The organism is Variovorax sp. Varisp85, assembly GCF_047304045.1.
Classification (GTDB): Bacteria; Pseudomonadota; Gammaproteobacteria; order Burkholderiales; family Burkholderiaceae_C; genus Variovorax.
The window spans coordinates 1-12189 of the sequence record NZ_JBGLYN010000042.1 but is presented as its reverse complement, the minus strand read 5'-3'; the positions used below and the strand labels follow the sequence as shown (position 1 = coordinate 12189).

7 protein-coding genes and 1 pseudogene are annotated in these 12189 nt (G+C 67.8%); 2 read left to right on the top strand and 6 right to left on the bottom strand.

Features of this window, described 5'->3' with window-relative positions:
• Window positions 1-9: 9 nt before the first annotated feature.
• Window positions 10-924 carry a transporter substrate-binding domain-containing protein gene (locus ACCC97_RS17435; protein ID WP_413334069.1) on the bottom strand — a complete coding sequence of 305 codons (915 nt, stop codon included), beginning with the start codon at window positions 922-924 and terminating at the stop codon, window positions 10-12.
• A 53-nt stretch (window positions 925-977) separates the two neighbouring features.
• Window positions 978-2321, bottom strand: coding sequence for an aspartate aminotransferase family protein (locus ACCC97_RS17430; RefSeq protein ID WP_413334067.1), 1344 nt, complete (start codon window positions 2319-2321; stop codon window positions 978-980).
• A 192-nt stretch (window positions 2322-2513) separates the two neighbouring features.
• Here ACCC97_RS17430 and ACCC97_RS17425 point away from each other — a divergent pair, with 192 nt between their 5' ends.
• Both ACCC97_RS17425 and ACCC97_RS17420 read left to right on the top strand, forming a co-directional pair.
• Window positions 2514-3380, top strand: a complete 867-nt coding sequence (locus ACCC97_RS17425) for a MurR/RpiR family transcriptional regulator (RefSeq protein ID WP_007833803.1) — start codon at window positions 2514-2516, stop codon at window positions 3378-3380.
• Window positions 3381-3459: 79 nt separating this feature from the next.
• Entirely contained in the window at window positions 3460-3825 is a 366-nt protein-coding gene (locus ACCC97_RS17420) for an SPW repeat protein (RefSeq protein ID WP_413334065.1), read from the top strand.
• 100 nt (window positions 3826-3925) lie between these two features.
• On the opposite strand, the gene ACCC97_RS17415 is transcribed toward ACCC97_RS17420, so the two are convergent.
• The 4 genes and pseudogenes from ACCC97_RS17415 to ACCC97_RS17400 form a co-directional block, all read right to left on the bottom strand.
• Window positions 3926-5407, bottom strand: a complete 1482-nt coding sequence (locus tag ACCC97_RS17415; RefSeq protein WP_413334063.1) for an efflux transporter outer membrane subunit — start codon at window positions 5405-5407, stop codon at window positions 3926-3928.
• A gap of 13 nt (window positions 5408-5420) precedes the next feature.
• Window positions 5421-8693, bottom strand: coding sequence for an efflux RND transporter permease subunit (locus ACCC97_RS17410; protein WP_007833809.1), 3273 nt, complete (start codon window positions 8691-8693; stop codon window positions 5421-5423).
• A gap of 76 nt (window positions 8694-8769) precedes the next feature.
• Window positions 8770-11967 (bottom strand): efflux RND transporter permease subunit, encoded by a 3198-nt coding sequence (locus tag ACCC97_RS17405; RefSeq protein WP_413334061.1) that lies wholly within the window; start codon window positions 11965-11967, stop codon window positions 8770-8772.
• 34 nt (window positions 11968-12001) lie between these two features.
• Window positions 12002-12189 (bottom strand): annotated as a pseudogene (locus ACCC97_RS17400) (efflux RND transporter periplasmic adaptor subunit); the annotation flags it as partial.

Genomic DNA, 12189 nt, shown 5'->3' with positions numbered 1-12189 from the left:
CACGGGGGTTCAGATGCCTTTCGACGAGGGGATCGCGAAGGCGTCCTTCGTCTCGGCGTTGAGCGGGTAGTTGATGTTGATGCCCTTCGGCGGGATGGGCGACATGAACCACTTGGCATAGAGCTTTTCCATCTCGCCCGACTTCATCATGCCCGACACCACGCGGTCGACCAGCGCCTTGAAGGCCGGGTCGTCCTTGCGGAACATCAGCGACTGGTTCTCGGTGCGAAGGCTCTCGCCGGTGATGAGGAAGTCCTTCGGGTTGCGCGCATTCGCGATCTGCCCGGCCAGCAGGATGTCGTCGAGCACGAAGGCCTGGGCGCGGCCGCTTTCCACCAGCAGGAAGGAGTCGCTGTGGTCCTTGCCCGCGAGGTTGGTCACGTCGAGGCTGCGGCCCCGGTCGGCCTCGCGCAGCAGGCGGAACGAGGTGGTGCCGGTGGTGGTGGCCACGGTCTTGCCCTGCAGGTCGGCGATGCCCTTGATGCCCGAATCGGCCTTCACCAGCATGCGCACGTTGTAGCGGAAGATGTCCGGCGAGAACGCCACCTGCTTCTGGCGCTCGACCAGGTTGGTGGTGGAGCCGCACTCGATGTCGACCGTGCCGTTCTGCACCAGCGGCATGCGGTTGGCGGAGGTGACAGCCTGGTACTTGATCTCGATGGCGGGCAGCTTCAGCTCGGCCTTCACCGCCTCGACGATGCGGTTGCAGATCTCGATGCTGTAGCCCACGGGCTTGAGGTTGCCGTCGAGGTACGAGAAGCCGAACGACGACTCCCGGTAGCCGAAGGTGATGGCGCCGCTGGCCTTGATCTTGGCAAGCGTGTCGTTGTCCTGGGCCTGTGCGGCCGTGAGCGGCATGAGGGCCGCGAAGAGCATCGCGAGCGCGGTGGCACCGAAGGGAAACGGCAGACGAAGCTTGGGCATGGAACGCTCCTCGGAAGGACGGTTGAAGGAAAAGAGAACTGAAAAAGTGGTGCTCAGCGCGCAGCTGCCGCAGCGGCGCGCGTGACAGCGTCGATGGAGGCCGCGAGCCGCGCGGCGATCTCCTGCAGGTCCTGCCGCGTGGCGATGAAGGGCGGTGCCAGCAGCACGTGGTCGCCCTGCCGGCCATCGACCGTGCCGCCGAAGGGGTAGCACAGCAGGCCACGCGCCATGGCGTCCTTCTTGACGGTGGCGTTGAGCTTCAGCGCCGGGTCGAACGGCGCCTTGCTCGCGCGATCGGCCACCAACTCGATGCCCCAGAAGAAGCCGCGGCCACGGACGTCGCCCACGTGCGGGTGCGCGCCCAGCGCCTCGGCCAGCATCGCGCCGAACGCAATGCCGCCTTCGCGCACCTTGGCCACCAGCCCGTCGCGCCGGATCACCCGCTGCACCGCGAGCGCGGCGGCACAGGCCATCGGATGGCCGAGGTAGGTGTGGCCGTGCTGGAAGAAGCCGCTGCCCTTCGACATGGCATCGACGATGCTGCGCTGCGCCAGCACCGCGCCGATGGGCTGGTAGCCGCCGCCCAAGCCCTTGGCGACGGTCATCAGGTCGGGCACCACGCCCTCCTGCTCGCAGGCGTGCAGCGAGCCGGTGCGGCCCATGCCGCACATCACCTCGTCGAGGATCAGCAGCACGCCGTACTTGTCGCACACCGCGCGCACCGCCTTGAAGTAGCCCGGCACGGGCGTGAGCACGCCGGCCGTGGCACCGCCGACGGTCTCGGCCACGAAGGCGATCACCCGGTCGGCACCCTGCGCGAGGATGGCCGCCTCGAGTTCGGCCGCGAGGCGCAGGCCGTACTGTTCGGCGCTTTCGTCGGCGCGCTGCTCGCGGTACGGATAGCACGGCGCCACATGCGTGGCCGGCACGAGAATCGGCGCGAAGGGCTCGCGCCGCCACGCGTTGCCGCCCACCGCCAGCGCGCCGAGCGTATTGCCGTGATAGCTCTGGCGGCGCGCGATGAAGTGCGTGCGCTGCGGCTGGCCAATTTCGACGAAGTATTGCCGCGCCATCTTCAGCGCCGACTCCACCGCCTCCGAACCGCCGCTCACCAGGTAGACGTGGCTCATGCCTTCGGGAGCGGAGCCGATCATCTCGTCGGCCAGCTGTTCGGCCACCTCGCTCGTGAAGAAGCTGGTGTGCGCATAGGCCAGCTTGTCGAGCTGGGCGTGCATGGCGGCCAGCACCTCGGGGTGCGCATGGCCCAGCGACGACACCGCAGCGCCGCCCGAAGCGTCGAGGTATTCGCGGCCTTCGGCGTCACGGATGAACATGCCGTGGGAGCCGGCGGCTACGGGCGGGGTCTGGCGAAGGTGGCGGTGGAAGACGTGCGTCATGGTGTTTCGGATGCTTGGAACCAACGTTTCGCCCGGATTATTGTTTGGAACATTTGTTCCGTCAACTGTTCCCGTCTTCCACCTCCGGTACATTTGTTCCAACCGCAGCCGAAGAGAGACGGAGCCATGAGCGCCGCCGCCGGCCCGCCCCAAGCAAGCGCGCACCGCAGTGCGCAGCACGGAGGTCATCCAATGAACACCAGAGAGCAGATCCGCCAGCGTTTCAACGAACTGAGCCCCGCACTGCAGCAGGTGGCGCGCTACGTGCTCGACCATCCGAACGAGGTGGTCACGGGCTCGATGCGCAACGTCGGCACGCGTTCGCAGAGCACGCCTGCCACGCTCGTGCGGTTCGCCCAGCATCTGGGTTTCGGAGGCTGGCCGCAGCTCAAGGAAGCATTTGCCGCCGACATGGGCCTGGGCTCCGAAACCTACGGCGGGCGCGCCAAGCAGCTCGTCGGCCGCGCGAAAGACCAGACGCTGACGGGCGAAATGTTCGAGGTGCAGCGCCGCAACCTCGAGGCCACCCACCAGCAAAGCGAGCAGGCGCTGCAGAAGGCCTGCGTGCTGATCGAGAAGGCGCCGGCCGTGCACGCCGCGGGTTTCAGGGCGTGCTTTCCGATCGCCTTTTCATTCGTCTACGTGTACCGGCTCTTCCGCGCCAGCGTGCACCTGGTCGACGGCCAGGGCGGCTCGCTGGAGATGCAGCAGCGCGCTTTCGCCAAGGGCGACGCGCTGGTGGTGGCGAGCTTTGCGCCCTACTCGCGCGAGGCGCTGCAGGTGGCGCAGGCGGCCCGGGCGGCGGGCTGCCGCATCGTTGCCATCACCGACAGCGCGGCCTCGCCGCTGTCGCTGCTGGCGGACGAAACCCTGCTCTTCACGATCAACAGCCCCTCGTTCTTCCCCTCGGTCGCGGCCGGGGTGGCGGTAACGGAAGCGCTGGTCGAGCTGCTGGCCAGCCGCGCCGGCAAGCCCGTGATCCGGCGCATCGACCAGGCGGAGGCGCAACTGTTCGAATCGGGGGCCTACCTCACGGCCCCGGCGGCGCGGGGCAGCTAGCTTCCTCCAGCGGAACCCTGCCCGCAACGGTGTATCCAACCGCTGTCGCGGCGCCTTGTCGCGACAGGAGGTAATGACCATGAAGCAAGTGAAGCATTGGCAAGACCCTGTCAACGCCGCCGCCGGCGCCTGGCTGATCGTCTCGCCCTGGGTTCTGGGCTTTTCGGGCACGACGGCCGCCATGTGGACGATGGTTGCGACCGGCATCCTGCTCGGCGCGGTGGCGCTCGGTGCGACCTTCGTGCCCCGGCAGTGGGAAGAATGGACCGAGGTGGGCCTGGCAGCCTGGCTCGCGGTTTCGCCCTGGGTGCTCGGTTTCCGCGGCATCGAGATGGCCATGGTCAACGCGGTGCTCGTGGCCGCGGTGATCCTGGTGCTGGCGCTGTGGGTGCTGGTGACCGACAAGGACTATCTGGGCCACACCATCGACCGTACGGCGCATTGACCGCCCGGACGTCGTGACATTGCAATTAGGCCCGGCGAAGCGCCTGCGCTGACCTTCGGGCTTGCGGATGGGCCTCGCGCCCATCCCCGGCATCGCCGCCCTACTGTGTGCGGGAAGCGGCGGGGTGCGGTGCTGCCGCATCCGCCTTGGCGTTGCCCTCCATCCACCCGGCCTGCCATCCGCCACCCATCGCCTGGATCAGCGCGACGGCGGTGTTCTGGCGATTGACCTGCAGTTGCACCAGCGTGCGCCGCGCGCTGAGCGCGGCAGCCTGTGCCGTGACCACGTCGGTGTAGCTCACCTGTGCGGCGCGGTAGCGGTTGAGCAGCTGCTGCTCGGTCTTGTCGGCCGCCGCGGATGCCTCGCGGCGCAGGCCCTCTTGCTGCGCGAGCGTTGCGCTGGCGGTGAGCTGGTCTTCCACGGCCTGGAAGGCGGTGAGCACTGTCTGGCGGTAGCGCGCCACGCTGGACTCGTAGCCGGCCTTGGCGGAATCGACATTGGCCGCAATCGCGCCCGCGTCGAATATCACCTGTGCCACCGACAGCCCGAGCCCCCACAGTGTGTTGGCCGAGCCGAACAGATCCTTCACGCGGCTTGCGTTGCTGCCCACCGAGGCCGTGAGGCCGATGTTCGGGAAGTACGCCGCGCGCGCAATGCCGATCTGCGCATTGGCCGCCGCCACCGAGCGCTCGGCCGCCGCGATGTCGGGCCGGCGCTGCAGCAGCGTGGAAGGCACGCCGAGCGGCACGCCGGGCACCATGGGCGCCCATTGCGCGGCCGGCAGGCTGAAGTCGGCGGGCGCCACGCCCAGCAGCATCGCAATGGCGTGCTCGTAGGTGGAGCGCGTGCGCTGCAGGCCCACGCGCTCGGCCTTGGCGTTGACGAGCTGCGTCTGCGCCTGCAGCACATCGGTCTGCGCGGCGATGCCGGCCGCATAGCGGTTGCTCGTGATCTCGAAGGCGCGCTGATAGCCCTGGATGGTCTCGTCGAGCAGCACGATCTCGGCATCGGCCTCGCGCAGGGAAAAGTAGTTGGTCGCGAGGCTGCCAATGGCCGAGAGCCGCGCGGCCGCAAGATCGGCCTCGCTCGCCTGCGCGTTGGCCTGCGCGCTGCTCACGGCTTCGCGCAGGCGGCCCCACACATCGGGCGTCCAGCTCGCGCCGAGCGTGACCGAGAAAGTGTTCGCCGGGCTCGACGTGCTGCTGCCACCCACCGTGCCGGAGCGCTTGCCCGAACCGTCGAGCGACACCGACGGGAACAGTGCCGCCCGCTCGCCGCGCACCAGCGCCTGGGCCTGCGTGTAGTTGGCCACCGCCGCGGCGATGTTCTGGTTCGACACCTGCACGCGGCCAGCCAGTTCGTCGAGCGCGGGGTCTGCGAACAGCTTCCACCACTCGCCGCGGTCGAGCGCATCGGCCGGCGCGGCGGGCAGCCAGCCTTCGGCGGTTTTCTGCTCTTTCCAGTCGATGGACGCTGCGGTGGTGGGCTGCACGTAGCGCGGGCCGACGGCGCAGCCGGCGAGGGCCGCGGCGAGCGCGAGCGCCGAGAGCGAAAAGCGCGAAGTGGAAAGCAGTGCGTTCATGGCGGTGTTGTTCTCAGACGGGCGTGGCACGGCTCAATTCGTGTTCATGTTTGCTTCGGCGGCGCAGCTTGTCCAGCAACAGGTAGACCACTGGCGTCGTCAACAGGGTCAACAGCTGGCTCGCGATCAGCCCGCCGATGATGGCCACGCCCAGCGGCCGGCGCAGCTCGGCGCCCTCCCCGAAGCCGATGGCCAGCGGCAGCGCACCCAACGCGGCTGCCAGCGTGGTCATCAGGATCGGTCGGAAGCGCAGCAGGCAGGCCTCGCGGACCGCCTCGAGCGGCGTGAGCCCGCGCGAGCGCTCCGCCTCCAGCGCAAAGTCGATGATCAGGATGGCGTTCTTCTTCACGATGCCGATCAGCAGGAACACGCCGATCAGCGCAATGATCGAGAACTCCATGCGGAACATCAGCAGCGCCAGCACCGCGCCCACGCCGGCCGACGGCAGCGTCGACAGCACGGTGATCGGATGCACCAGGCTTTCATAGAGGATGCCCAGCACGATGTAGATCACGACCAGCGCCGCCAGGATCAGCATCAACTGCTGCCCCTGCGACTGCTGCGCACTGGCTGCCGTGCCGGCGAACGCGCCGCGCACGTTGGTGGGCATGGCGATGTTGGCCTCGGCCTTGGCGATGGCCTCGCGCGCGTCGCCGAGGTTCGCGCCCTCGGCAAGGTTGAACGAGATCGTGGTCGCCAACTCGCCGTCTTCATGGCTTACCGAGGTTGCGACGGATTGCTCCTCGAACTTCGCCACCGCCGACAGCGGCACCAGGGCGGTGGGCGTGTTGCTGAGCACGTTGCCGGTCGACGCGCCGCGCAGGCCCGCGTTGGCCGAGACCGGCACCGTCGCGCTCGCGGCCGTGGCCGATGCCGCCGAACTGCCGGAGGACGACGTGGTACCCGTCGCCGCCGCCACCTGCGTGGTCACCGTCTGCCCGCCGATCACCGAGGTCTTGGTCGCCGGCACGTACACATCGCTCAGCGAATTGGGGCTGCGCGTGTAGCGCGGCGCCCACTCCATCACCACGTGGTACTGGTTGAGCTCGGTGTAGATGGTTGCCACCTGCCGCTGGCCGAAGGCGTTGTAGAGCGCGTTGTCGATGGCGGTGGAAGTCAGGCCGAGCCGGCGCGCGCTGTCCGGGTCGACCTTGGCCACCGTCTCCACGCCGTTCTGGTCCTGGTCGGTGTCGATGTCGGTCAGCACCGGCTGCAGCTTCAGTTCGTCGGACAGCTTGACGGCCCAGGTGCGCAGGTCGGCCAGGCTGTCGCTCTTGAGCGAGTACTGGTAGGTGGAATTGCTGGCGCGGCCGCCCGAGCGCACGTCCTGCACGGGGCCGAGGAAAACGCGCAGGCCGGTCACCTCGTTGAGCTGCGGCCGCAGCCGCGCGATCACGGCCAGGCCGCTTTCCGTGCGCTGGTTGGCCGGCTTCAGGTTGACGAACATGAAGCCGCCACCCGCACGCGATCCGCCGGTGAAGCCGATCACCGTGTCAACCGCGGGGTCCTTGCGGACGATATCGATCACTTGCCGCAGCTTGTCGGCCAGCGCCTGCGACGAAATGCTCTGGTCGGCGCGCAGCCCGCCATTGAGCTGGCCGCTGTCCTGCTGCGGAAAGAAACCCTTGGGCGCGGCGCTGAACAGGTAGACGTTGAGCCCGACTACTGCCACCAGAATGAGCATGACGAGCGCCTTGCTGTCGAGCGCCCAGTCGAGGCTGTTCTCGTAGCGCTTGAGCACCCAGTCGTAGCTGCGCGCCGCCATGCGGCCGAGGCGTCCCTGCGGCTTGTTCTTGTCGTGCTCGCCGCCGGGCTTCAGGAGCCATGCGCACATCATCGGCGTGGTGGTGAGCGAGATGACCAGCGAGATCATCACCGCCGCCGACAGCGTGATCGCGAACTCGCGGAACAGCCGCCCCACCTGCCCGCCCATGAACAGCAGCGGAATGAACACCGCCACCAGCGACACGCTGATCGACAGCACGGTGAAGCCCACTTCCTTCGCGCCCAGCAGCGCCGCCTTCATGCGCGTCATGCCCGACTCGATGTGCCGGCTGGTGTTCTCGAGCACGACGATGGCGTCGTCCACCACGAAGCCCGTCGCCACCGTGAGCGCCATCAGGCTCAGGTTGTTGAGGCTGAAGCCCAGCAGGTACATCACCCCGAAGGTGCCGAGCAGGGCCGCCACCGTGGCCACCGCCGGCACGATGGTGGCGCGAACGCTGCGCAGGAACAGGCTGACCACCAGCACCACGAGCAGCACCGCGGCGATCAGCGTGAACTCGACCTCGCGCAACGAGGCGCGGATGGAGTTGGTGCTGTCCGACGCGACCTGCAGCGTGACGTCGGGCGGCAGTTGCGCCTGCAGTTCGGGCAGCAGCGCGCGCACGCTGTCGACGGTTTCGATGATGTTGGCCGAGGGCTGCCGCGTGATGAGGATGACGATCGCCGGCTGGCCATTGAAGAGGCCCAGCGTGCGCGTGTCTTCCACGCCGTCGAGCACCTCCGCCACGTCCTGCAGCCGCACCGCCGCGCCGTTTCGCCAGGCCACCACCATCGAGGCGTAGTCGCTGGCGCGCAGGGCCGGCGTCTGCGTGTAGATCTGGAGCTTGCGGCCTTCGCCCTGCACGATGCCCTTGGGGCGGTTGGCGTTGGAGGCCTGGATGGCGGCACGCACGTCCTCGGTGCTGATGCCGTAGCGGTTGAGCGCGAAAGGCAGCAGTTCCACGCGCACCGCGGGAAGCGAGCCGCCGCCGATCTCCACGTCGCCCACCCCATCCACCTGCGACAGTCGCTGGCTCACGATGTTCGAGACGGCGTCGTAGATCTGGCCCGGAGTCTTGGTCTTGGACGTGAGGGCCAGGATGATGACCGGCGAGGCCGCCGGGTTGGCCTTGCGGTAGGTCGGGTTGCTGCGCAGCGTGGCGGGAAGGTCCACGCGGCTGGCGTTGATGGCGGCCTGCACTTCGCGGGCCGCGCCGTCGATGTTGCGGCTCAGGTCGAACTGCAGGGTGACTCTTGAGGAGCCTACCGAGCTGGTGGACGTCATTTCGTTGACGCCTGCGATGGTGCCCAGGTGGCGCTCCAGCGGGGTTGCTACGCTGGTTGCCATCGTCTCGGGGCTTGCTCCCGGGATGGATGCTCTTACCGAGATGACCGGGTAGTCGACCTGGGGTAGCGGTGAGACGGGGAGGACGAAGAACGCGGCGATGCCTGCGAGGGCGACGCCGATGGTCAGCAGGACTGTGCCTATGGGGCGGCGGACGAAGGGCAGCGAGAGATTCATCGCTGTGCCCCCTGCTCGGGGCGCCGGCCGGGCCTCGGCCCCGGAAAGCAAACCAGGCACCAGGAGTCAGACAGCATCAAACCGCCTCCTCCTCGATCACGACCCGTCGAGAGCTCCCCCCACCCAGCCGGTCAAACGCCAGGTAGATCACAGGCGTAGTGAACAGCGTCAGCAACTGGCTGACGATCAGCCCGCCGAAGATCGCCAAGCCCAGAGGCCTGCGCAACTCGGCGCCTTCCCCAAAACTCAACATCAAAGGAATGGCAGCAAACAAGGCGGCCAGCGTCGTCATCAAGATGGGCCGGAAGCGCAGCAAGGCAGCCTGATGAATGGCTTCGCGCGCAGACTTGCCCTGGGTACGCTCCGCATCGATAGCGAAGTCGATCATCATGATCGCGTTCTTCTTCACGATGCCGATCAGCAGGATGATCCCGATGATCCCGATCACCCCCAGGTCGTTGCCCGTGATCATCAACGCGAGCAACGCACCGACCCCGGCAGAAGGCAGCGTGGACAGGATCGTCAGCGGATGCACGTAGCTCTCGTACAGCACCCCCAGCACGATGTACACGCAGACCACGGCGGCAAGAATCAGCCACAGCTGGTTCGACAGCGACCTCTCGTAGGCCCCTGAAGCGCCCAGGAAAGTCATCGTCACGCTGCCCGGCAGCCCGATCTCCTTGGCCGCCGCGCGAATCGCATCGACCGAGGCGCCAAGCGAAACCCCAGGTGCGGTATCGAAGTTCAGCGTGCTCGCCGGGTACTGCGCCACGTGCGTGATCTGCAGCGGTGCCTGCTGCTCGGTGATGTCGGCAATGGCGGACAGCGGCGTCGCGGTGCCGGAGCCCGCGATCAGGCTCAGCTGCCCGAGCGTCTGCGGCGTGTTCACCATCCCGGGCTGCGCCTCGAGGATCACGCGGTACTGGTTCGTCTCGGTGAAGATCGTCGACACGATGCGCTGGCCGAAGGCGCTGTAGAGCGCATCGTCCACCGTGCTCGCGGTGATCGACAGCCGGGCCGCCGTATCGCGGTTCACGTTCACGAAGGCGGCCAGCCCTTGCGCCCCGGCATCGCTGCTCACGTTGCGCACCTTGTCGGAGTCCTGCAGCTTCGCCACGAGCTTCTTCATCCACCCGGTGATCGTCGCGCTGTCCACGCCTTCGAGCGACACGCGGTATTCGGTCGGCCCGGTCTCGGCGTCGATGGTCAGGTCTTGCGTGGGCTGCAGGTACAGCGTGACGCCGGCCACCTGCCGCGCGCGTTCGCGCAGCCGGTCCATCACCTTCTGCTGGCTGTCGTGGCCGGACTTCAGGTTGATGAGCATGCTGCCCGTATGCAGCATGGTGTTGTTGGCGGCGTCCACGCCGACAAAGGAGCTGAGGTTCTCCACGTCGGGGTCGTCCAGAATCGCGCGGGCCGCCTGCTGCTGCAGCTGCGACATGCGGTCGAACGACACGTCCTGCGCCGCCTGGATGCGGCCCTGCAGCTGGCCGGTGTCCTGCGTGGGGAACAGGCCCTTCGGGATCGTGAGGTACAGCACCACGGTCAGCACCATGGTGAGCAAGGCGACCAGCAGCGTGAGCGGCTGGTGATCGATCACCCAATGCAGCGAGCGGTCGTAGCGCAGCATCACGCCTTCGAAGAAACGCTGGGCACGCGCGCCGAAGCCCGTGCCGCCTTCTTTCTTCGGCTGGTGCTTGAGCCAGCGCGCCGACATCATCGGCACGAGCGTGAGCGAGACCACGGCCGAGATCAGGATGGTGATGGCCAGCGTTACCGCGAACTCGCGAAACAGCCGCCCCACCACGTCGCCCATGAAGAGCAGCGGGATCAGCACGGCAATAAGCGACACCGTCAGCGAGATGATGGTGAAGCCGATCTGCGTCGCGCCCTTGAAGGCCGCCTGCAGGGGCTTCTCGCCCTCCTCGATGTAGCGCGCGATGTTCTCGATCATCACGATCGCGTCGTCCACCACGAAGCCGGTGGCGATGGTCAGCGCCATCAGGCTCAGGTTGTTCAGGCTGTAGCCCAGCATGTACATCAGGCCGAAGGTGCCGATGAGCGAGATGGGCACCGCGACACTGGCAATGACGGTGGCGCGCAGGCTGCCGAGAAAGGCGAAGATCACCAGCACCACCAGCACCACGGCCAGCACCAGTTCCATCTCCACGTGCTGCACCGAAGCGCGGATGCCCGCGGTGCGGTCGCTGAGCACTTCGATCTTCAGGCCCGCGGGAAAGCCGGCCTGGAGCTCGGGCAGCAGCTTCTTGATGGCGTTGACGGTGGCGATCACGTTCGCGCCCGGCTGGCGCTGCACGTTCAGGATGATGGCCGGCGTGAGCTTGCCCTCGCCGGCCTCGGCGGTCCCGGGCTGGCGCCGGGCCGTCCCAAGGCAGTCGCCCCCCTGGGGGGGAGGTTGCGAAGCAACTTCGGGGGGGCACTTTGTCCCGGCCCATGCGCCGAGCTGCGTGTTCTCCGCGCTGTTGACCACCTGCGCCACGTCGACCATGCGGATCGGCGCGCCCTTCTTGTAGCTGACGATGAGGTTCTTGTAGTCCTCGACCGTGAGCAGCTGGTCGTTCGAGTTGATGGTGTAGGCGCGCTTGGGGCCGTCGAAGCTGCCCTTGGCGCCGTTCGAGTTGGCCGCGCTGATGGCGGTACGCAGCGTGTCCAGCCCGATGCCGTTGGCGGCGAGGGCCTGCGTGTTGGCCTGGATGCGCACGGCCGGGCGCTGCCCCCCGCTGAGCGACACCAGCCCGACGCCCGAGACCTGGCTGATCTTCTGTGCGAGCCGCGTGTTGACGAGGTTCTGCACCTCGGTGAGCGGCAGCGTGTCGGACGTGACGGCCAGCGTGAGCACCGGTGCATCGGCCGGATTGACCTTGGCATACACCGGCGGCGCGGGCAGGTCGGCCGGCAGCAGCGAGCCGCCGGCATTGATGGCGGCCTGCACTTCCTGCTCGGCGACGTCGAGCGTCTGGCCGAGCGAGAACTGCAGCGTGATGATCGACACACCCGCGGCGCTGGTCGAGCTCATGCGGTCGAGCCCCGACATCTGGCCGAACTGGCGCTCCAGCGGCGCAGTGACGGTGTTGCTCATCACCTCGGGGCTGCCCCCGGGGTAAAGCGTCTGCACCTGGATGGTCGGGTAGTCAACCTGCGGCAAGGCCGACAGCGGCAGGAAGCGGAACGCCACCAGTCCGGCCAGCACGATGGCGACCATCAGCAGCGAGGTCGCCACCGGCCGGAGAATGAACGGGCGTGAGGGGCTCACCGGGAGGTCTCCGCGCTGCAGCGGCTATTGCCTGTCATGGGCCGCGCCTGCCCTGTCCGCCCTCGCCGCGGCCTTCGGACATGCGCTGCCAGCGCTCCAGCGCCGCCGGGTCGCCGCGGTCCAGCGCCTCGAGGAAGCGCTTGCGGCGCTCCAACTGTTCCGGGTTGTCCTTGACCGAATCGAGCATGCGCTGGCGCTGCTCGGCGGTCGGGAGCTTGGCGG

Bases quoted from the DNA above. Each gene is read 5' to 3' on its own strand.
- ACCC97_RS17435 (WP_413334069.1), bottom strand. From the start codon at position 924: ATGCCCAAGCTTCGTCTGCCGTTTCCCTTCGGTGCCACCGCGCTCGCG.
- ACCC97_RS17430 (WP_413334067.1), bottom strand. From the start codon at position 2,321: ATGACGCACGTCTTCCACCGCCACCTTCGCCAGACCCCGCCCGTAGCC.
- ACCC97_RS17425 (WP_007833803.1), top strand. From the start codon at position 2,514: ATGAACACCAGAGAGCAGATCCGCCAGCGTTTCAACGAACTGAGCCCC.
- ACCC97_RS17420 (WP_413334065.1), top strand. From the start codon at position 3,460: ATGAAGCAAGTGAAGCATTGGCAAGACCCTGTCAACGCCGCCGCCGGC.
- ACCC97_RS17415 (WP_413334063.1), bottom strand. From the start codon at position 5,407: ATGAACGCACTGCTTTCCACTTCGCGCTTTTCGCTCTCGGCGCTCGCG.
- ACCC97_RS17410 (WP_007833809.1), bottom strand. From the start codon at position 8,693: ATGAATCTCTCGCTGCCCTTCGTCCGCCGCCCCATAGGCACAGTCCTG.